Annotated in this window: 19 protein-coding genes and 1 riboswitch; of the genes, 6 read left to right on the forward strand and 13 right to left on the reverse strand. The window is 70.2% G+C overall.

From position 1 onward, the window contains the following. Positions 1 to 255 precede the first annotated feature (255 nt). Complete coding sequence (locus OG370_RS11015) at positions 256 to 516, reverse strand: hypothetical protein (RefSeq protein ID WP_328463069.1); 261 nt, start codon at positions 514 to 516, stop codon at positions 256 to 258. Positions 517 to 683: 167 nt separating this feature from the next. Here OG370_RS11015 and OG370_RS11020 point away from each other — a divergent pair, with 167 nt between their 5' ends. Both OG370_RS11020 and OG370_RS11025 read left to right on the forward strand, forming a co-directional pair. Next, on the forward strand, positions 684 to 1463 hold the full coding sequence (locus tag OG370_RS11020) for a rhomboid family intramembrane serine protease (RefSeq protein WP_328463071.1): 780 nt from the start codon (positions 684 to 686) through the stop codon (positions 1461 to 1463). Further along, positions 1460 to 1741, forward strand: coding sequence for an Lrp/AsnC family transcriptional regulator (locus tag OG370_RS11025; protein WP_328463073.1), 282 nt, complete (start codon positions 1460 to 1462; stop codon positions 1739 to 1741). The genes OG370_RS11020 and OG370_RS11025 overlap by 4 nt, the downstream gene beginning before the upstream one ends. A 168-nt stretch (positions 1742 to 1909) precedes the next feature. Here OG370_RS11025 and OG370_RS11030 read toward each other — a convergent pair whose 3' ends face one another. From OG370_RS11030 to ctaE, 6 genes are all read right to left on the reverse strand, one after another. Further along, entirely contained in the window at positions 1910 to 3229 is a 1320-nt protein-coding gene (locus OG370_RS11030; RefSeq protein WP_328473995.1) for an aminotransferase class V-fold PLP-dependent enzyme, read from the reverse strand. A 272-nt stretch (positions 3230 to 3501) separates the two neighbouring features. After that, positions 3502 to 3619, reverse strand: a riboswitch (SAM riboswitch). Positions 3620 to 3779: 160 nt separating this feature from the next. Next, on the reverse strand, positions 3780 to 4847 hold the full coding sequence (trpD, locus tag OG370_RS11035; protein WP_328463075.1) for an anthranilate phosphoribosyltransferase: 1068 nt from the start codon (positions 4845 to 4847) through the stop codon (positions 3780 to 3782). Between the two features lie 161 nt (positions 4848 to 5008). Beyond that, positions 5009 to 6646 (reverse strand): cytochrome bc1 complex cytochrome b subunit, encoded by a 1638-nt coding sequence (gene qcrB / locus OG370_RS11040; protein ID WP_328463077.1) that lies wholly within the window; start codon positions 6644 to 6646, stop codon positions 5009 to 5011. Continuing rightward, the gene (qcrA, locus tag OG370_RS11045) at positions 6643 to 7707 is read right to left on the reverse strand and encodes a cytochrome bc1 complex Rieske iron-sulfur subunit (RefSeq protein WP_328463079.1); all 1065 of its coding nucleotides are present in this window, start codon (positions 7705 to 7707) and stop codon (positions 6643 to 6645) included. The genes qcrB and qcrA overlap by 4 nt, the downstream gene beginning before the upstream one ends. Beyond that, positions 7704 to 8513, reverse strand: a complete 810-nt coding sequence (gene qcrC / locus OG370_RS11050; protein ID WP_328463081.1) for a cytochrome bc1 complex diheme cytochrome c subunit — start codon at positions 8511 to 8513, stop codon at positions 7704 to 7706. Before qcrC ends, qcrA begins: the two co-directional genes overlap by 4 nt. A gap of 108 nt (positions 8514 to 8621) precedes the next feature. Next, entirely contained in the window at positions 8622 to 9242 is a 621-nt protein-coding gene (gene ctaE, locus OG370_RS11055; protein ID WP_328463083.1) for an aa3-type cytochrome oxidase subunit III, read from the reverse strand. Between the two features lie 177 nt (positions 9243 to 9419). On the opposite strand from ctaE, the gene OG370_RS11060 reads away from it, so the two are divergent. Continuing rightward, positions 9420 to 9839 (forward strand): hypothetical protein, encoded by a 420-nt coding sequence (locus OG370_RS11060; protein WP_328463084.1) that lies wholly within the window; start codon positions 9420 to 9422, stop codon positions 9837 to 9839. Between the two features lie 71 nt (positions 9840 to 9910). Here the strand turns inward: OG370_RS11060 and OG370_RS11065 are convergent, their stop codons facing one another. The 4 genes from OG370_RS11065 to ctaC all read right to left on the reverse strand — a co-directional run bounded on the left by OG370_RS11065 (position 9911) and on the right by ctaC (position 14517). After that, complete coding sequence (locus OG370_RS11065) at positions 9911 to 11251, reverse strand: L,D-transpeptidase (RefSeq protein WP_328463086.1); 1341 nt, start codon at positions 11249 to 11251, stop codon at positions 9911 to 9913. Between the two features lie 136 nt (positions 11252 to 11387). Beyond that, positions 11388 to 11786 carry a cytochrome c oxidase subunit 4 gene (locus OG370_RS11070; RefSeq protein ID WP_328463088.1) on the reverse strand — a complete coding sequence of 133 codons (399 nt, stop codon included), beginning with the start codon at positions 11784 to 11786 and terminating at the stop codon, positions 11388 to 11390. Beyond that, positions 11783 to 13528 (reverse strand): aa3-type cytochrome oxidase subunit I, encoded by a 1746-nt coding sequence (gene ctaD, locus OG370_RS11075; RefSeq protein ID WP_328463090.1) that lies wholly within the window; start codon positions 13526 to 13528, stop codon positions 11783 to 11785. The genes OG370_RS11070 and ctaD overlap by 4 nt, the downstream gene beginning before the upstream one ends. Further along, positions 13525 to 14517: an aa3-type cytochrome oxidase subunit II gene (ctaC, locus tag OG370_RS11080; protein WP_328463092.1), complete on the reverse strand. Its 993-nt coding sequence runs from the start codon at positions 14515 to 14517 to the stop codon at positions 13525 to 13527. Before ctaC ends, ctaD begins: the two co-directional genes overlap by 4 nt. Before the next feature lie 303 nt (positions 14518 to 14820). Here ctaC and OG370_RS11085 point away from each other — a divergent pair, with 303 nt between their 5' ends. Continuing rightward, positions 14821 to 16326: a cysteine desulfurase/sulfurtransferase TusA family protein gene (locus OG370_RS11085; protein ID WP_328463095.1), complete on the forward strand. Its 1506-nt coding sequence runs from the start codon at positions 14821 to 14823 to the stop codon at positions 16324 to 16326. Positions 16327 to 16387: 61 nt separating this feature from the next. Here OG370_RS11085 and OG370_RS11090 read toward each other — a convergent pair whose 3' ends face one another. After that, positions 16388 to 17365, reverse strand: coding sequence for a carbohydrate kinase family protein (locus tag OG370_RS11090; RefSeq protein WP_328463096.1), 978 nt, complete (start codon positions 17363 to 17365; stop codon positions 16388 to 16390). 193 nt (positions 17366 to 17558) lie between these two features. Between OG370_RS11090 and OG370_RS11095 the strand changes: the two genes are divergently transcribed. Together OG370_RS11095 and OG370_RS11100 are read left to right on the forward strand one after the other, a co-directional pair. Then, on the forward strand, positions 17559 to 17759 hold the full coding sequence (locus tag OG370_RS11095) for a hypothetical protein (RefSeq protein WP_328463097.1): 201 nt from the start codon (positions 17559 to 17561) through the stop codon (positions 17757 to 17759). A gap of 144 nt (positions 17760 to 17903) precedes the next feature. Next, on the forward strand, positions 17904 to 19463 hold the full coding sequence (locus tag OG370_RS11100; protein WP_328463098.1) for a hypothetical protein: 1560 nt from the start codon (positions 17904 to 17906) through the stop codon (positions 19461 to 19463). Positions 19464 to 19572: 109 nt separating this feature from the next. Here OG370_RS11100 and OG370_RS11105 read toward each other — a convergent pair whose 3' ends face one another. Continuing rightward, positions 19573 to 19926, reverse strand: coding sequence for a HesB/IscA family protein (locus tag OG370_RS11105; RefSeq protein ID WP_328463099.1), 354 nt, complete (start codon positions 19924 to 19926; stop codon positions 19573 to 19575). Positions 19927 to 20152 lie beyond the last annotated feature (226 nt).

The raw sequence follows: 20152 nt of genomic DNA on the forward strand, positions 1-20152 counted from the left end.
CTCCGCGGCATGCTCGGCGGAAGGCTCGGCCGGGCCGGTACGGTCGGCGGGCGCGCTGCTGTCCGCGGGCACGGCGCGCTCCACCGGCTCGGCGTCCCGCGCCGCTCCGGCGCCCGGCCCGCTCTCCTCGTCGGGCAGCGGTAGGCCGCCGTTACCATCCACCAGTCACTCCCTGTCGGGTTCCTCGGCGCCCTCCCGGCCCCCTTCGATCCCTCCGGCCGCCGCCTGCTGCTTCCATTGTCCCCGTAACAGAGCTCAACCCGTCGCGGAACCGTCCGTCACGTCCTTGCCAGGGCGGTCCACCAGTTCGACCTGGTCCACCGCGTTGCACCAGCGGCAGCGCACGGACTCCACGGTCTCGCTGAGCACCTCGGTCTCCTCGGTGCGCGGCTCACCGCCCAGATCGAGGTGGACGTACTCGACCACGCGGGTCGAGCGGGTGACGTCGAACCTGGTCAGATTGCCGCACAGCGTGCAGCGCCACCGGGTGGTCGCGGTCGGCAGGGGAACCGTCATCGGCTCCGCACCTCTTCTCGTCTCGGTGCGTCTACTAGGCGGACTATGGCTCACCCATACCCAACGTGAGGGGCGTGTGTGCCCCGGTCACCCTACGGCCTCGGAGGTCCGGCGCGCTGCGGCGAGGCGGTCCTTGCCGGTTGGTCCCGTTCCGTCATGATCAGTGCATGGTCATCCCGGTGTACGACAAGAACCCGGTCCGCCGCCCGCCGGTCGTGACCTACGCCCTCATCGGCATCTGCACCGTGGTGTTCCTGCTCAGCCCGCTCTCCGGCTTCGTCCGGCTGCACGGCAGCGGGCACGCGCTCCAGTGCGCGCAGACGGTCTACTTCGACCGCTGGGGCGTCATCCCCAGCGAGCTGTTCCACGGGCGGCTCCCGGTCGGCGAGCTCGACCTGCCGGCCGGCTGCAAGACCCCGGGCACGTTCCCCAAGGTGCCGTTCCTGTCCGTGCTCACCTCGATGTTCGTGCACGGCGGCTGGCTGCACCTGATCGGCAACATGCTCTTCCTCTACGTCTTCGGCGACAACGTCGAGAACCGCATGGGCCGGGTCCGCTTCGCCCTCTTCTACCTCGCGGCCGGCTACCTCGCCACGTACGGCTTCGCCTTCGCCAACACCGACGACACGCAGAGCCTGGTCGGCGCCTCCGGGGCGATCTCGGGTGCCCTCGGCGCCTACCTCTACCTCTATCCCAAGGCCCGCGTCACCAGCCTCTTCCCTTTCCTCTTCTTCGTGCCGCTGCGGTTCCCGGCCTGGGTCGTGCTCGGCTTCTGGTTCGTCCTGCAGTGGCTCGCCGCCCAGACCGCGCAGGGCGGCCCCGGCGTCGCCTACCTCGCCCACGTGGTCGGCTTCGCCTTCGGGTTCCTGTGGGCATGGGTCTGCTACCGGCCACGGCGTAAGGTGAGCGTCGTCATCGGACCCACCCAAGGAGACGTCCAGCCGTGATCACCGCGATCGTGCTCATCAAGACCTCAGTGGACCAGATCCCCGAGATCGCCGAGTCGATCGCCGCGTTGGACCACGTCAGCGAGGTGTACTCCGTGACCGGGACGTACGACCTGGTCGCACTCGTACGAGTGGCTCGCCACGATGACCTCGCGGACATCATCCCCGGGCAGATCTCCAAGATCCCGGGGGTGGAAGTGACCGACACCCACGTCGCGTTCCGCACGTATTCCCAGCACGATCTGGAGGCCGCGTTCTCCATCGGGCTGGACTCCTGAGGAACCGCAGGCCCTGCCCCCGACGGTCCGCTCCGGACCATCCGGTCCGCCCGGGCTGGTCGCGCAGTTCCCCGCGCCCCCGTGGGGGCACCCTCCTTCCGCGGGAGGAGCCGCACACACCCAGGGGCGCTGGGGGAACTCACGGTGACGGGGAAGCGGGCGGTCCCGTTACCGTACGGGCACGCACCGCCCGGCCTCGGTGCGGTAGCGCCACGCCGCACCGTCGCGGACGAGGGTCCGCACGGCCCCGAGGAAACGCTCGATGTGCTCCTCCGGCGTACCCGCCCCGAAGCTGACCCGCACGGCGTTGAGGGAGCGCTCGCCGGGCGCCGCGTCGGGCGCCCCGCACTCCCCCGGCTCGTCCGGCTCCGTGTCGAGCAGGGTCCGCACCAGCGGGTGCGCGCAGAACAGCCCGTCCCGCACCCCGATCCCGTACTCCGCCGAGAGCGCGGCCGCGAAGTGCGAGGAGTTCCAGCCGCGGACGACGAAGGAGAGCACGCCGACCCGGGCGGAGCCGGACCCGAACAGGGAGAGCACGCGGACCTCGGGAAGCTCGGCGAGCCCGTCCCGCAGCCGGGCGAGGAGTTCACGCTCACGGGTGACAAGGGAGTCGAAGCCGGCCTCGGTGAGCGCCTTGCACGCGGACGCGATGGCGTACGCGCCGATCACGTTCGGCGACCCGGCCTCGTGGCGGGCGGTGCCGGAGTGCCATTCGACGGACAGCCCTTCGCCGGAGCGCGCGACCTTGCGGGTGGCGCCGCCGCCCGCGAGGTACGGCTCGGCGGCCCGCAGCCAGTCGGCCCGGCCGGCGAGCACCCCGGCGCCGAAGGGCGCGTAGAGCTTGTGCCCGGAGAAGGCGACCCAGTCGACGTCCAGCGCGGTGATGTCCACCGGGTGGTGCGGGGCGAGTTGGGCGGCGTCGAGCACGATCCGCGCACCGTGCCGGTGCGCGGCGGCGGCCAGTTCCCGTACCGGCCAGATCTCGCCGGTGACGTTGGACGCGCCGGTCACGCAGACCAGCTTCGGGCCCTTGGGGGCGCCGTGCAGCGCCACGTCGAGGGAGGCGACGGCCTGCTCGGGGGTGCGCGGCGCGGGCAGGTACTCCACCCGCGCGCCGTCGGCACGCTGCCAGGGCAGCAGCGCGGCGTGGTGCTCGGTGTCGAAGACGAAGATGCGGGTGCCGGCCGGGAGCGCCGAGGCCAGCAGGTTGAGCGAGTCGGTGGTGGAGCGGGTGAAGATCAGCTCGTCGTCCGGCCGGCAGCCGAGGAACTCCGCGACGGTCTCGCGGCTCTGCTCGAACAGGTCGGTGGACAGCTGCGACAGGTAGCCGGCGCCGCGGTGCACGCTGCCGTAGTAGGGCGCGTAGGCGGCGACGTCGTCCCACACCCGCTGGAGGGCGGGGGCGCTGGCGGCGTAGTCGAGGGCGGCGTACCCCACTTCCCCGCCGGTGACGAGCGGCACCCGCACGTCACGGCCGAGCACGGGCAGCGGGGTGGTCGTACAGGCGGGGCAGTCGGTGGCGGCGGTGCCGGCGGCGGGGCGGGCGGCGGCGCTGACGCCGGTAGTGCTGGTGGGACCAGTGGTGCTGGTGGTGACGGTCAAGGCGAACTCCCGGCGGAAGGCAGGCGAAAGCACCACGAAGCGTGCAGCCGAAAGCGACTGCGCGGGCGGCGCGGAGCATGGTGATCGGGCGGAATTGCTGGTTGCAGAACCGGGGCCGACTGGCCCTAACGCATTCGCTTGCTCATGAAAGAACTCCCCAGTCCGGCTTGCTGTGAGCCTCGCTGCATCACAGCCTGGTCATCACCCGGGGCACCCCGCCTCGGACGGAGGGTTGCCGGACAGCGAGCCGGGGCCTTTGCGCTGTCACTCGTGACCTGGAACAAGATTGTGCCATACAGCGACGCGGGCGCAAGATGCCGTCCGCTCAGTGGACGGCGCCTCACGCCCGCGCCCGCACGCTGTGTACCGATATGCCCGTTCCGCGCCCACCGGCGGTACGCGCCCGCGTACGTTCCGGTGTCCGCGCGCCACGCCGCTACCCGCGGGTGGCCGCCACCCACCGCTCCAGCACGGCCTCGGCCGCACCCGAGTCGATCGACTCCGCGGCCCGCTCCAGGCCCTTGATGATGCGCTCCTCCAGCGTGCCGCCGCTCGCCGGCGTCAACGCGGTCAGTGCGGCAGCCGAGTTGAGCAGCACCGCGTCCCGCACCGGCCCGCGCTCACCGGCGAGCAGCCGCCGGGCCACGTCCGCGTTGTACGACGCCTCGCCACCGCGCAGCGCCTCCACCGGCACCAGTTCCAGGCCGACGTCCCGCGGGTCGAAGCCGGCGTGCTCGACCTTGCCGTCCCCGACCACCCACACCTGCGAGGTCGCGGTGGTGGTCAGCTCGTCCAGGCCGTCGTCACCGCGGAACACCAGTGCGGACGAGCCGCGTTCGGCGAGCACCCCGGCGAGGATCGGCGCCATCCGCAGGTCCGCGACCCCGGTCGCCTGCGCCTTCACCCGGGCCGGGTTGGTCAGCGGGCCGAGGAAGTTGAACGGTGTCGCCACACCCAACTCGCTCCGGGCGGTGGCCACATGACGCAGCGCCGGGTGGAACCTGACGGCGAAGCAGAAGGTGATGCCGACTTCCTGCGCGACCTCGGCGACCCGCTGCGGCGACAGGTCGAGGTTGACGCCCAGCGCCGCGAGCACGTCGGACGCGCCGCTCCTCGACGACGCCGACCTGCTGCCGTGCTTGACCACCCGGGCGCCGGTGCCGGCCACCACGATCGCCGACATCGTGGAGATGTTCACGGAGTTCGACCGGTCGCCGCCGGTGCCGACCACGTCCACGGTCGGGCCCGGCACCTCGATGGTCGTCGCGTGCGCGTACATCGCCTCGACCAGTCCGGCGATCTCCGCAACCGTCTCGCCCTTGCTGCGCAGCGCCACCGCGAAGCCGGCGATCTGGGCGTCGGTGGCCTCGCCGCTCATGATCGAGTCCATCGCCCACGCGGTCTCCGCGGAGCTGAGGTCGTCCCTGCGGATCAGGGCGCCGAGGATGTCCGGCCACGAGCGCGCGGCCCCGGGTTCGCCTCCGGCGGGGTGCACAACGCTCATGGCTTCACGCTCCTGGAATACGGCAACACGTCTGACCGCACCCTATCGGTGGGGTGTGCTCCGCAGGGGCGCGTGGGGGTCCTCCCGTGCACCCGGGGTACGCCCGGGAACGACAAGGCCGCCCGGGCGTACCCGGGCGGCCTTGGCAGCGTGTCGACGGCTCAGTGGTGGCCGTGGCCGCTGGTGATCTCTTCGTACTCCTCGACCGTCGGCTTCGGGATCTGGCTGTGCTCGCCGTAGAACCCCTGGGAGAGCCTCGCCTGCACCTTCGCGACGGGGCTGACCTTGCGCGCGACACCGTTCTCGTCGGTCTCGGGCCCGAGGTCCAGCGGCTGCGGCTGGACGTGCGCGGTGAGCACGTGCAACTGCTGCTGCGACAGCGGCTCGTGCACCTCGATGAACTCGCCGTGCGGCAGCCGCTTGATGATGCCGCTCTCCCGCCCGTGCAGCACCTTGTCGCGGTCGCGGCGCTGGAGCCCGAGGCAGATCCGCTTCGTGACCCAGAACGCGGCCGGTGGTGCCAGGAAGAAGGCGACCCGCACGAACCAGGTGATCGCGTTGATCGACAGATGGAAGTGCGTGGCGAACAGGTCGTTGCCGCCACCGATCAGCAGCACGAAGTACAGCGTCAGCCAGGCGACGCCGAACCCGGTGCGCACCGGACGGTTGCGCGGACGGTCCAGCAGGTGGTGCTCGCTCTTGTCCCCGGTGACCCAGGACTCGATGAACGGGTACACCGCGATGGCCATCATCACCAGCGGGAAGACCATCAGCGGGATGAAGACGCCGAGCACCAGGGTGTGGCCCCAGGCCCTGATCTCCCAGCCGGGCATCACACGGATCAGGCCCTCGGAGAAGCCCATGTACCAGTCTGGCTGGGCCCCGGTGGACACCTGGTCCGGCCGGTAGGGGCCGATCGACCAGATCGGGTTGATGGTGGCGATCGCGGCGATCGCGGCGATCACACCGAAGACCAGGAAGAAGAAGCCGCCCGCCTTCGCGGTGTAGATCGGCAGCAGTGGCGAGCCGACCACGTTCTTCTCGGTCTTGCCGGCACCCGGGAACTGGGTGTGCTTGTGGAAGAACACCAGGATCAGGTGGGCCACCAGCAGACCGGCCATCAGACCCGGCAGCAGCAGGATGTGCACCGAGTAGAACCGGCTGACGAAGTCGTGCCCGGGGAACTCCCCGCCGAACAGGAACATCGACAGGTAGGTGCCGACGATCGGCGTGGAGAGCACCGCGCCTTCCATGAACCGCACGCCGGTGCCGGACAGCAGGTCGTCCGGGAGCGAGTAGCCGGTGAAGCCGGTGAACATGCCCAGGAAGAGCAGGGTCCAGCCGAAGAGCCAGTTCAGCTCGCGCGGCTTGCGGAACGCGCCGGTGAAGAAGACGCGCATCATGTGCACGATCATCGCGGCGATGAAGATCAGCGCGGCCCAGTGGTGGATCTGCCGGACCAGCAGGCCGCCGCGGACCTCGAAGCTGATGTGCACCGTGGAGGCGAACGCCTCGGACATCCGCTGGCCGTCGAGCGGCGCGTACGGGCCGTTGTAGACGACCTCGTTCATGCTCGGGTGGAAGAACAGCGTCAGATACACACCCGTGAGGATGAGGATCACGAAGCTGTAGAGGCAGACCTCACCGAGCATGAAGGACCAGTGGTCCGGGAAGATCTTGCGCAGGTTGGACTTGGCCAGCTTGTAGAGTCCGAGCCGGCCGTCGGTCCACTCCGCGACCCGCTCACCGGGGTTCGTCGGGCGGCCACGCCGGGTCGGTGCATCGGTCGTGGTGCTCATGAGCGCTCCCAGAATGCCGGGCCGACGGGCTCCTCGAAGTCGCCGAGGGCGATGAGGTTGCCCTCACTGTTGACGCTGATCCGGAGCTGCGGCAGCGGGTGACCCGCGGGACCGAAGAGCACCCGCGCGCCGTCGGAGAGGTCGAACGTCGACTGGTGGCACGGGCAGAGCACGTGGTGCGTCTGCTGCTCGTACAGGCTGATCGGGCAGCCGACGTGGGTGCAGATCTTGGAGAAGGCGACGATGCCCTGGTGGCTCCAGTCGCGCTCGCGCTTGTCCTTGATGTCGTCCGGCTTGAGCCGGATGATCATCAGGGCCGCCTTGGCGATCTGCTCCTGGAAGTCGTCCTGGCTCTCTTCGAGTCCGTCCGGCTGGGCGAAGGTCAGGGAGCCGACGACGACGTCCTCGGGACGCAGCGGCTGGTTCGTGTTGGTGTTGATCAGCTGCTTGCCCTTGGCCCAGATGGTGTGGTCCAGCTTCTTCTCCGGCAGCGGGCCGAGGTCGCGCAGGATCACCAGGCCGGCCAGCGGCACCATGGTGAGCGCGCCCATCATGGTGTTGCGGATCAGCTTGCGGCGGCCGAAGCCGCTCTCCTTCGCGCCGGTGATCCACTGCTGGCGGACGTTCTCCCGCAGCTCGTCGTCGGCGTCGATACGGTGCCGCTCGTCGGCGACCTCCTCGTCCGACATCAGCGTCCGGGCCCAGTGCACGGCGCCCGCGCCGATGCCGAACAGCGCCACGGCCAAGGTGAGGCCGAGCGAGAAGTTCAGCGCACTGACATGCCCGAACGGGAAGATGTAGACGATCTTGTCGACCGGGAAGATGACGAAGCACGCGATGAACGCGATGGTGCCGAGCATCGACAGCGTGAACAGGCCGGCCACCACTCGCTCGGAGTGCCTGGCCGCCTTCTCGTCGATGTCCTGGCGCCGGTGCTCGTGGGGCGGCAGCCCGGGGTCGGCGAACGGGTCGGGCTTGGCGACCTCGTCGCCGTGGTGCCCGCCCCGCTCGCTCGGCAGGTTCTCTGGCACGTCGTTGTGCGATCCAGTCTCGTCGCTCATGATTTCTTGGCCTTAGTCGTCCGTGCAGCGAGCCAGGTCGTGAGACCGATCAGCGTGCCGAGGCCGAAGACCCAGGCGAACAGACCCTCGGACACCGGGCCGAGAGAACCGAGCGTGAAGCCGCCGGGGTTCGGGCTCTGCGCGCTGTCCACGGCCTTCAGGTACGCGATGATGTTCGCCTTCGCGTCGGAGGGCATCGTGCTGTCCGGGAAGGACGGCATGTTCTGCGGGCCGGTCTGCATCGCCTCGTAGATGTGCTTCGACGAGACGCCCTTGAGACTCGGCGCGAACTTGCCGTGCGTCAGCGCACCGCCCTTGCCCACGAAGTTGTGGCACTGCGTGCAGTTGGTCCGGAACAGCTCGCCGCCCTTGGCGACATCGGCGGAGGCCGGGCTGTACTGGTCCTTCGTCGGGGTCGCCGGGCCGGGGCCCAGAGAGGCGATGTACGCGGCGAGCTGGTCGATCTCGCCCTGGCTGTAGGTGTTCTTCTTCGCCTCGACCTGCGGGCCGGGCTGCTTGGCCGGCATGCGGCCGGTGCCGACCTGGAAGTCCACCGCGGCCGAGCCGACGCCCACCAGGCTCGGGCCGTTTGAACTGCCCTGCCCCGACATGCCGTGGCAGCTGGCGCAGCCGACCTGGTAGAGCTTCTTGCCCTCCTCGATGGCGAGGGAGGACTGCGAGGTGTCAGCCTGCGCCTTGGGCGCCGGCGCGAGCGCGGCGTACAGCCCCCCGGTGGCCGCGAGCGCGAAGAGTAGGACGACAAGCGCCGCCAGCGGATGGCGCCGTCGTGCGGAGAGCTTTTTCACGGATTACCCCGGTGTCAGGATCTCTTGTGTCGATGCTTCTGGCTGTGCCGTCGGCGGGCCGTCGTCCTCCGTCCGGAGTGCGACGCTGCGCCGACCGCGCGGTACCGGCTACTTGATCAGGTAGATCGTGGCGAACAGGCCGATCCAGACGACATCGACGAAGTGCCAGTAGTAGGACACGACGATGGCCGCGGTCGCCTGCTGATGGGTGAACCGCTTGGCCGCGTACGTGCGGCCCAGCACCATCAGGAACGCGATCAGACCACCCGTCACATGCAGCCCGTGGAACCCGGTCGTCAGGTAGAACACCGAGCCGTACGGATCGGAGCTGAGCGAGATCCCGTCCTTCTTGACCAGGTTGGTGTACTCGAAGATCTGCCCGCCGATGAAGATCGCGCCCATCACGAACGTCACGATGAACCACGAGCGCAGCTTCTTCACGTCACCGCGCTCGGCGGCGAACACGCCCATCTGGCACGTGAAGGAGGAGAGCACGAGGATCGTCGTGTTCGTCGCGGAGAACGGCACGTTCAGCGCGTCGGCGTGGGCCTTCCAGAAGGTCTCACCAGTGACCGACCGAAGGGTGAAGTACATCGCGAAGAGGGCCGCGAAGAACATCAGCTCGGAACTCAGCCAGATGATGGTCCCGACGCTGGTGAGGTTCGGCCGGTTGACCGACGGGTGCGCGTGCCCGGTTTCTACTGCTGTTGCTGTCGCCACGTCCGACATTATGTCGGTCCCTTATCCGGCGCTGACTCCGGGGGTCCCCCTTCGGTGTGTCAAGCACCTTCCGCGACCCGCACGGCCTAGTTGGGTGTCCTTCGATCGGGCGACCCCTCCTCGGAAACACCCTGGCGGGAGTAGCATCCGAGCCACTTGAGAAAACCTTCACGAGGAGGAGCCACGATGCAGGCGACCGCCACGGTGCTGGTCTACAGCGACGACGCGAACACCCGGGAGCAGGTCCGGCTCGCCGTCGGCACCCGCCCCTCCGCCGACCTTCCCCCGGTGCAGTACGTGGAATGCGCGACGCTGCCCGCGGTGCTGAGCGAGTTGGAGCAGGGCGGCATCGACGTGATGGTGCTGGACGGGGAGGCCAACCCGGCCGGCGGAATGGGCGTGTGCCGCCAGGCGAAGGACGAGATCTTCCACTGCCCGCCGGCGATGGTGCTGATCGGGCGCCCGCAGGACGCCTGGCTGGCCACCTGGAGCCGCGCTGACGCCGCGATCACCCATCCGGTGGACCCGGTGGCCCTCACCGACGCCCTGACGGTCCTCCTGCACCGCCGCCTGGAGCCCACCACGAAGGCCGTCGCCCACCGGTAGGACCGGTGAGCGACGGCGGCCGGTGGGTGAAGGGATGACGGCGCCCACGCGAGGCGGGATCGCGGCAAAAATCAAGCTGTCTGCGGGGTGAGGCGGGCGGGGGTGCCGGCCGGGACGTCGACCGGGGTGGTCTGGTCCTGGTCGGTGCTGCCGGCCCCCGAACCGCTGGGGGTGCTGGGCGTGCTGCCGGCGCCACCGCCGGAACCGCCGTTCAGCGCGCTGCCCTTCTGCCACTGGGCCCAGCTCAGGTTCCAGTCGCCGAAGCCGTTGTCGAACGGCGTCATCATCGGGCCCTGGCTGTTGACGACCCGCACGACATCGCCGACCCGGACGTGGTCGAAGAACCACTCCGCGTCCTCGGTGCTCATGCCGGTGCAGCCGTGGCTGACGTTGGCGGACCCCTGGGAGCCGACCGACCACGGCGCGGCGTGCACGTACTCGCCGCTCCATGTCACCCGGGTGGCCCAGTAGACGGGCAGGTCGTACGAGTCCGAGCTGCCCGCGGCGATGCCGACGGTGGAGCTCTTCATCTGGACGAACGACTCCTTGTCCAGCACCACCTTGATGCCGTTACGGGTGTCGAAGCCCGGCTTCCCGGTGGTGACCGGGAGGGTGCGGACCACCTTGCCGTCGTCCTTGAACGTCATCTCGTCGGTGGACGCGTCGGTGAGCGCCTCGATCCGGTCGCCGGTGTGCACGGTGAGCGGCTTGTCCGCGCCGCCGTACAGCTTCTTGGCTATCTGCACGCCGCTGAGGGTGCTGCGGGCGCTGATCGTGGCGTGGGCGGGCCAGTACGCGCTGGGGCGGTAGTGCAGGGTGCGGTCGTCGACCCAGTACCAGGAGCCCTTCGCCGCCTGGGGGTTGCTGCTGACCTGGAGGTGGGACTCCACCACGGCGCGGGACTGCCTGTCCTTGACAGGGGCGCTGAGCGTGGCGGTGATCGGCTCGCCGACGCCGTAGGTACCGGCGTTCGGGCCGAAGGTGACGTGGAAGCCGGCCGCCGCTCCGGTGGTGTCGAAGGTGAGGGTCTTACGGCCGGGGTGGCCGCCCGAGTCCTCGGTACTCACCCGAACGGTGTAGTGCGCGCCGGCGGCGAGCGGGGTGGTGGAGTGCCAGTGCTTGCTGTCGGCACTGAGCTGGCCGCTGACGTACCGCCCGGTCGAGTCGGTCGCGGTGACGTCGGTTATCTGCGAGCCGGTCTGCACGGAGACTTTGAGGGGCTTGGCCGGGTTGGCCTTGCCACGGCCGGAGGTACCGAAGGTGACCTTGGCCGCGGCGTCGTGGGGGGAGGCTGCCAGCGGGTTGCCGCCACCGCCGCAGGCGGTGAGCCCTATCGCGAGGGGCGCCGCGAGAATCGCGCGGCGCACGGTTATCAGGCGGCGGGGGCGGGGGCGCTCGGGAAGGTGGTTCATGCGTTCACGCTATGAACGGCCGCCGGTTTCCGCGCGGTGGACGCCTGCAAAACGGTGAGGGCGGGTCCTGAGCACCGTACTGGTACTCCGGACCCGCCCCTCGTGCCGGCGGCCGCTCAGCGGCCGCCTGCGCCGCCTACTGGGTGCGGTCCTCACCGTGGTAGTACTCGAACACCCATCCCCACACGCCGATCAGGATCACCGGCAGGGAGAAGAAGAGCAGCCACCAGCCGAAGATGATGCCGAGGAAGGCCAGGCTGCCGCCGATGCCCAGGGCGAGCGGCTGCCAGCTGTGCGGGCTGAAGAAGCCCAGCTCGCCCGCGTCGTCGGCGACGTCCGCGTCCTCCCGGTCCTGCGCTCCGGTGTCGGCCCGCCGGGCGGTGAACGCCAGGTAGAAGCCGATCATGGTGCACAGGGCGAAGGCCATGAACAGCGCCGTGGTGCCGGCCGCTTCCTTGGACCAGATCCCGTAGACGATCGCCGACGCCAGGATGAAGACGGCGAAGCCCAGGAACATCTTGCCTTGGACCTTCACTTGCCGGCCTCCGTCTCATCCGAGCCGGACAGCGCGGAAGCCGCCGGGGCGCCGCTGTGGGCGAGCGCGTCCATGGCCGCGATCTCCGGGTGGTGCAGGTCGAACGCCGGGGACTCGGAGCGAATCCGGGGCAGCGTGAGGAAGTTGTGCCGCGGCGGCGGGCAGGAGGTCGCCCACTCCAGCGAACGGCCGTAGCCCCACGGGTCGTCGACCTCGACCTTCTTGCCGTACTTCGCCGTCTTCCAGACGTTGTAGAGGAACGGCAGGATCGACAGGCCGAGCAGGAACGAGCTGATCGTGGAGACCGTGTTCAGCGTGGTGAAACCGTCCGCCGCGAGGTAGTCCGCGTAGCGGCGCGGCATGCCCTCGACACCCAGCCAGTGCTGGACGAGGAAGGTGCCGTGGAAGCCGAAGAACAGCGTCCAGAAGGTGATCTTCCCGAGCCGCTCGTCGAGCATCTTGCCGGTCATCTTCGGCCACCAGAAGTGGAAGCCCGCGAACATCGCGAACACCACGGTGCCGAAGACGACGTAGTGGAAGTGCGCGACCACGAAGTACGAGTCCGAGACGTGGAAGTCCAGCGGTGGCGCCGCGAGGATGACACCGGTCAGACCACCGAAGGTGAAGGTGATCAGGAAGCCGATGGACCACAGCATCGGTGTCTCGAAACTCAGTGAGCCCTTCCACATGGTGCCGATCCAGTTGAAGAACTTCACACCGGTCGGTACCGCGATCAGGAAGGTCATGAAGGAGAAGAACGGCAGCAGCACACCGCCGGTGACGTACATGTGGTGCGCCCACACCGTCACCGAAAGGCCGGCGATGGAGATCGTCGCGGCGACCAGGCCGATGTAGCCGAACATCGGCTTGCGGCTGAAGACCGGAATGACCTCGGAGATGATGCCGAAGAACGGCAACGCGATGATGTACACCTCTGGATGGCCGAAGAACCAGAAGAGGTGCTGCCATAGCAGTGCGCCGCCGTTGGCCGCGTCGAAGACGTGTGCGCCGAATTTTCTGTCCGCTTCCAGACACAGCAGCGCGGCCGCGAGCACCGGGAAGGCGAGCAGCACGAGCACCGCGGTCAGCAGCACGTTCCAGCAGAAGATCGGCATCCGGAACATCGTCATGCCGGGGGCGCGCATGCAGATGATCGTGGTGATGAAGTTGACCGCGCCGAGGATCGTGCCGAAGCCGGAAAGCGCCAGACCCATGATCCACATGTCGGCGCCGACGCCGGGCGAGTTCACCGCGTTGGACAGCGGCGAGTACGCGAACCAGCCGAAGTCGGCCGCGCCCTGCGGGGTGACGAAGCCGCCCACCGCGATCAGCGAGCCGAACAGGTAGAGCCAGTAGGCGAACATGTTCAGCCGCGGGAACGCCACGTCGGGCGCGCCGATCTGCAGCGGCATGATCCAGTTGGTGAAGCCCGCGAACAGCGGCGTCGCGAACATCAGCAGCATCACGGTGCCGTGCATCGTGAACGCCTGGTTGAACTGCTCGTTGGACAGGAACTGGTTGCCCGGGCGCGCCAACTCCGCCCGCATCAGCAGCGCCAGGACGCCGCCGATCAGGAAGAAGGCGAACGACGTCACCAGGTACATCGTGCCGATGGTCTTGTGGTCGGTGGTGCTGAGCCACGACACCGCGATCGAGCCGGGCTTCTTGACCCGGGCCGGGATTTCGTCCTCGTAGGAGTCGTCGGCCTCCGCCGCTCCCTGAGGTTCGTTGAGAATGCTCATGTGGTCTTGGGCTCCGAGTTCTTCGCGTTGCCCGTGGTGGCAATGCCCGACGGCAGATAACCGGTCTGACCCTTTGCCGCCAGGTCCTTGAGGTGCTGCTCGTACTGCGCCGGCGTGACCACCTTGACGTTGAACAGCATCCGGGAGTGGTCCACGCCGCAGAGTTCGGCGCACTTGCCCTTGAAGTCACCGAGCCGGCTCGGGGTGACCTGGAAGTCGTTGGTCTGGCCCGGGACGACGTCCATCTTCATCAGGAAGGGGATGACCCAGAAGTCGTGGATGACGTCACGCGAGGTCAGCACGAACCGGACGGACTCGCCCTTCGGCAGCCACAGGGTCGGCCCGGGAAGCCCGGTGTCCGGGTCCTTGCTGGCCGCGGTGCCGACGTCGTAGACGCCTTCCTCACCGGGCTGCCAGTCGAGCTTGTTCTGCGGGATCTCGTTGAGCTCCGCCGGCACCTTGGGGGGTGTGGCGGGGTTGCCGTCCACGTTCTCCAGGTAGTTGAAGCCCCAGCTCCACTGGAACCCGACCACGTTGATCACGTGCTGCGGCTTCTTCGAGGTGTCCAGCAGCTTCGTCTCGTCCCGGGCGGTGAAGTAGAACAGCACCGCGATCACGAGGATCGGAACGATCGTGTAAAAGGCCTCGATCGGCATGTTGTAACGGGTCTGCGGAGGGACCTCGACCTTGGTCCGGCTGCGCCGGTGGAAGATCACGCTCCACAGGATCAGGCCCCATACCAGTACACCGGTCGCCAGTGCGGCGGCCCAGGAGCCCTGCCAGAGGGAGAGGATTCGCGGTGCCTGTTCCGTCGCCGGGGTGGGCATACCGAGGCGGGGGTAGTCCTTGTAGGAGCAACCCGTTGCGGTTGCCAGGACCAGGCCCGCGGCCAGCGCCCGCGGCAGCCATCGCCGCACCGGGCGCCGCGACAATGGGGTACCTCCCACGCCGTCCTGGCCGTGGGGGAGGTCGGAGCCGTTGGGACTCACGTAGCGCCTTCCCGAGAGTCTCGCCCGCGCGTCCCGAGTGTTCCGGCCGTCTGCTGGTCGGTCGGCCCGAGCGCGGGCGCGTAGGTGTGGATGTTTATGCGGCACAAACCCTACTGGACGCTATTTGGAGTCTCGCGGGGAGGGGGGCCAACGCGCCGGGGCGCTCCCCGAAGGGGTGGATCAGGTGCGGATCGGGTGCGGATCAGGCCCGGTCCGATCCCGGAAATGCGCCACGCCGCGGGTGTTCTGACGCCGCGCCGAGCGGCGCGCCGGGGCGGGCGGCGCGGGTTGTAGCGTGCTGAGGTGCCCTACTTCGACGCGGCCTCCGCCGCTCCCCTGCATCCCGTGGCGCGCCAGGCGCTGCTCGCCGCGCTGGACGAGGGATGGGCCGACCCGGCCCGGCTGTACCGCGAGGGGCGCCAGGCGCGGCTGCTGCTCGACGCGGCGCGCGAGGCCGCCGCGGAGGCGGTGGGCTGCCGCGCCGACGAGTTGGTGTTCACTCCTTCGGGGACGCGCGCACTGCACTCCGCCGTGTCGGGGGCGGCCGCCGGGCGGCGCCGGGTCGGCCGCCGGCTGGTGGTCTCGGCGGTGGAGCATTCGGCGGTACTCCACACGGCGGAGGCGGTCCCGGGGGCCGAAACCGTACAAGTGGGGGTGGATCGGACCGGCCGGGTGCGGCCGGCGGACTTCGCCGCGGCGCTCGCGGGCGAGGGGCGGCCGCGGACCGGGCCGGAGTCGGGGGGCGGCGGTACGGCGCTGGCCGCGCTCCAGTCGGCGAACCACGAAGTGGGCACGGTCCAACCGGTCACGGAGGTCGCCGACCTGTGCCGCGCCGCCGGGGTGCCGCTGCTGGTGGACGCGGCGCAGTCGCTGGCGTGGGGCCCGGTGGAGGGCGCCTGGTCGCTGCTGGCGGCGAGCGCGCACAAATGGGGCGGGCCGCCCGGGGTCGGGCTGCTCGCGGTCCGCAAGGGCACCCGCTACGCCCCCCAGGAGCCCGCCGACGAAAGGGAGTCGGGCCGCTCCCCCGGCTTCCAGAACCTCCCCGCGATCGTGGCCGCGGCCGCGTCCCTGCGGGCGGTGCGCGCGGAGGCGGCGGCCGAGGCGGCCCGCCTGTCGGTGCTGGTGGACCGGATCAGGGCGGCGGTGCCGCGCCTGGTCCCCGACGTCGAGGTGGTCGGCCACGACCGGCTGCGGCTGCCGCACCTGGTCACGTTCTCCTGCCTGTACGTCGACGGGGAGGCGCTGCTGACCGGTCTGGACCGGGCGGGTTTCTCGGTCTCCTCCGGGTCCTCGTGCACGTCGAGCACCCTGACGCCCAGCCATGTGCTCAAGGCCATGGGGGTGCTGTCGGAGGGGAACGTCCGGGTGTCGCTGCCGGCCGGCACCTCCGCGGCGGACGTCGACCGCTTCCTCGACGCGCTGCCCGAGGTGGTGGAGCAGGTGCGCGCACAGCTCGGCGCCCCGACGGCCGTACGCGGAGCGGCCGTTGGCGCCGGGGACGATGACGCGGCAGAGGTGGAGCAGGCGGGGGTGGAGGCAGCGGAGGCGGAGACGCCAAGGACGGATGCGCCGGAAGTGGCGACCGAGGGCCTGCTGGTCGACTCGCTCGGCAAGCGCTGCCCGATCCCCGTCATCGAACTCGCCAAGGTGATCGGCGACGTTCCGGTCGGCGGCCTCGTCACGGTGCTGTCCGACGACGAGGCCGCGCGGCTGGACATCCCCGCGTGGTGCGAGATGCGCGCGCAGGAGTACGTCGGCGAGCGCCCCGCCGAGCGCGGCGTCGCCTACCTGGTGCGGCGCCGCGGCTGAGCGGGGGCGTCCCGTACGTGCGATGCTGCGGCAACGGCCGGGCCGGTGCCGCGGGGTACGGTCAGGCGCCGATGTGCCCGCGCACCTCGTCCGCGGCCGTGTCGCCGTACGCCTTCGTGAACCGCTCCATGAAGTGGCCGCGGCGCAGTTCGTACTCCTGGGTGCCGAGGGTCTCGATCACCAGGGTGGCGAGCATGCAGCCGACCTGGGCGGCGCGTTCGAGGCCGACGCCCCAGGACAGGCCGGACAGGAACCCGGCGCGGAAGCCGTCGCCGACGCCGGTCGGGTCGACCTTCGCCTCTTCCTGCGCGCAGCCGACCACGATGTCCTGCTCGCCCTTGCGTTCGATCCGCACGCCCTTGGCGCCGAGCGTGGTCACCCGGTTCTCCACCCGGTCCAGGATCTCCTCGGCGCTCCAGCCGGTCTTGGACTCGATCAGCCCGGCTTCGTACTCGTTGTTGAACAGGTACGCGGCGCCGTCGACCAGAATCCGGATGTCGTCGCCGTTCATCCGGGCGATCTGCTGGGAGAAGTCCGCGGCGAACGGGATGTCCCGGGTCCGGCACTCCTGGGTGTGCCGGATCATCGCCTCCGGATCGTCGGCGCCGATGGACACCAGGTCCAGGCCGCCCGTCCGCTCCGCGACGTGGTGCAGTTCGATCAGCCGCGCCTCGCTCATCGCGCCGGCGTAGAACGAGCCGATCTGGTTGTGCGCCGCGTCGGTGGTGCAGATGAAGCGGGCGGTGTGCAGCACTTCGGAGATCCGCACCGAGTCGGTGTCCACGCCGTGGCGCTCCAGCCAGGCCCGGTACTCGGCGAAGTCGGCGCCGGCCGCGCCGACCAGGATCGGCTTCGTGCCGAGCTGGCCCATGCCGAAGCAGATGTTCGCGGCGACACCGCCGCGCCGTACGTCCAGCGCGTCCACGAGGAACGACAGGGACACCGTGTGGAGTTGGTCCGCGACGAGCTGATCGGCGAACTTGCCGGGGAAGGTCATCAGATGGTCGGTGGCGATTGATCCAGTTACGGCGATACGCACGACGGCGACTCCCGGGAAACGGTGGTGAGGTCCCCTCACGCTACCGGTCCCCGTGGAGTGGATGGCCGGGTTCCCCCCGGTGGGCAGGCCGTCCCCCGGCCGGCAACGCCAATCCCGGCCACGACCGCGGACGGCCGAAAATTACCGGTTGGTAGCCCTTTGTCCGCCCCGCGAACGTGCCTAGGGTCGAGGTATGAGTACTCCTCGCACCGGCGCGTACACGGAAAACCCCGAAAGCATGGCGGAACTGCTCGGCGACTGCCACCGCACCGCGCAGCACTGGAGCCACTCGGCCCCGGCCGCGCCGCAGCCCGCGCGCCTACGCCCCCCGGGCATCCACGTCCCGCCGAAGTCCGTCGCCGCCGTGCGGGACATGACGGAGTACGGCGCCTGACCAGGCGCCCGACCGGGCGCCGCTCCCGCACCTCGCACCTTTTCGCACCCCACCCGCCACAGCCTCACCCGAACGGTGGAACCGCTTCGCGCTCCGCCACGTCCCATGTGCACCTGACGGTCGACAGAGCCGAAGGAGCACCCAGTGAGCAAGGAACGCGACGACGGCGCCAACGAAGGCAGCACCCGTGGCACGCAGCCCGCGGCGAGCGCCGAGAGCCCGGAGAGCGGCGACCGCCCCACCCGTAAACCCCGGTGGGCCATCGCAGCGGTCGCGGCGGCCGTACTCGTGGTCGGCGGCGGTGGCGCCTGGTGGGCGTCCGCGGCGGGCGGCGGAGGCGGTGGCAACGCGGGCGACCCCAGCCCGCTCCGTATGGACGCCCCGGTGAACGGCGCCGCGCCGGGCGCCTCGGGGCCGACCGACGGTGGTGCGGACCTCTACCACCTGACCGGCACGCTGCCGCAGGGACCCGAGAAGGCCGCGATCTACGACGCGTCCGGCGCGGTGACCACCGCCGACGTGCAGCGCCTCGCCCGGCTGCTGGGGGTGCCCGGCAGCGTGCGCACGGAGAACGGCTCGTGGCGGGTGGGCGCCGAGGCGGGCGCCGCCAGGCCGTCGCTCATGGTGAGCAGGACGGCGCCGGGCACCTGGACGTACACCTCCGGCGGCGCGCCCGCGACGGGCGCGCGGACCGGCGGTTCCGACACCTCCCCGGTCCCCGCGGCGAAGGCGGCGGCCGTGGCGGCGCCGGTGCTCAAGGGGCTCGGGCTGTCCGGCGCGAAGGTGGACACCTCGACCGCGGTCGGCCCGATCCGCACGGTGAGCGCGGACCCGCGGGTGGGCGGGATGTCCACCCACGGCTGGACCACGTCGCTGCAGATCGGCGCGGACGGCCGGATCAGCAACGGCTTCGGCCGGCTGTCGGACCTCGCGAAGGGCGACACCTACCCGGTGGTGAGCGCGGCCACCGCGCTGAAGGAGCTCAACACCTCCACCACGATCATGCACCCGGGCGCCGTGAACGGCGGGATCGTGCCGTGCCGGGCCGTACCGGCGCCGTCCGCGAAGTCCGGCGCGAAATCCGGTGCCACCTCCACGACGTCCGGCGGTGCCTCCTCGTCGCCCTGCGTGCCGAGCAGCGGCGGCGGGCAGTCGACCGAGGTGCGCGGCGCGTCCTTCGGGCTCGCGCTGGAGTACGTGTCGGGCGTCCAGACGCTGGTGCCCGCCTGGCTCTTCCAGACCGCGCCGGCCGGGGCGACCCGGACCTCGGTGGTGGCGCAGACCGCGGTCGACCCGCGCTACATCGCGAGCCCGAGCGGCAGCCCCGGCAGCGTGCCGCCCACCGGCCCGGCCTCTCCCCCGCCGTCGCTGAACCCGGGCGGGCCGATCCTGCCCACCAGCCCGGCGGACCCGGCGAACCCGCCGAGCGGCCGGACCGTGCACCGTGTGCCGATCGACTCCTACACCACCGCGGGCCGCACCCTCACGCTCGTCTACGAGGGCGGCGCGTGCGACACCTACCAGGCGTCGGCGAGCGCGAGCGGCGGCCAGGTGCGGGTGTCGGTGGTCGCGACGCCGAAGCCGAAGGGGACGGTGTGCCCGATGATCATCCGGTCGATGAGCCAGAAGGTGACGCTGGCGGCGCCGTTGGGCGACCGCAAGGTGGTGGACGCCTCGAACGACCGGCCGCTCGCGGGCCACTGACCGGCCCCGCGACCCGCCGGACATGACGAAGCGGCGGCACCCATGGGGGGTGCCGCCGCTTCCGTGCGACCGCTGCTGTGCGACGCGGGGGAATCCGCGACTCAGCGACTCAGTGGAAGGAGTCGCCGCAGGCGCAGGAACCCGTGGCGTTCGGGTTGTCGATCGTGAAGCCCTGCTTCTCGATGGTGTCGACGAAGTCGATGGAGGCGCCGCCCAGGTACGGGGCGCTCATCCGGTCGGTGACGACCTTGACGCCGCCGAAGTCCTTGACCACGTCGCCGTCGAGGGCACGCTCGTCGAAGAAGAGCTGGTAGCGCAGGCCCGAGCAGCCGCCGGGCTGGACGGCGACCCGCAGGGCGAGGTCCTCGCGGCCCTCCTGCTCGAGCAGGCTCTTCACCTTGGCGGCGGCAGCGTCGGACAGGAGGATGCCGTCCGTCGTGGTGGTCTCGTCCTGAACCGTCATGTGCTTCACTCCCGGGTTGTACGGACTGCTGGCTATCGATGCCTAACCGACGCCTATTCGGATTCATTCCGGGTCCGTGGCGACTTCTTCCTCACTCGTCCCTCCATGTTCGCACACGCCCAAGGGATGACCAGCGGTATGCGTCACACTGACGAAACCGGCATCGTCAATCTGACACGAACGGGTTATGATAGATAACGTCAAGTAGACGAGAAGGTCTGCGCGC

It is taken from the genome of Streptomyces sp. NBC_00448 (genome assembly GCF_036014115.1).
Taxonomy (GTDB): Bacteria; Actinomycetota; Actinomycetes; order Streptomycetales; family Streptomycetaceae; genus Actinacidiphila.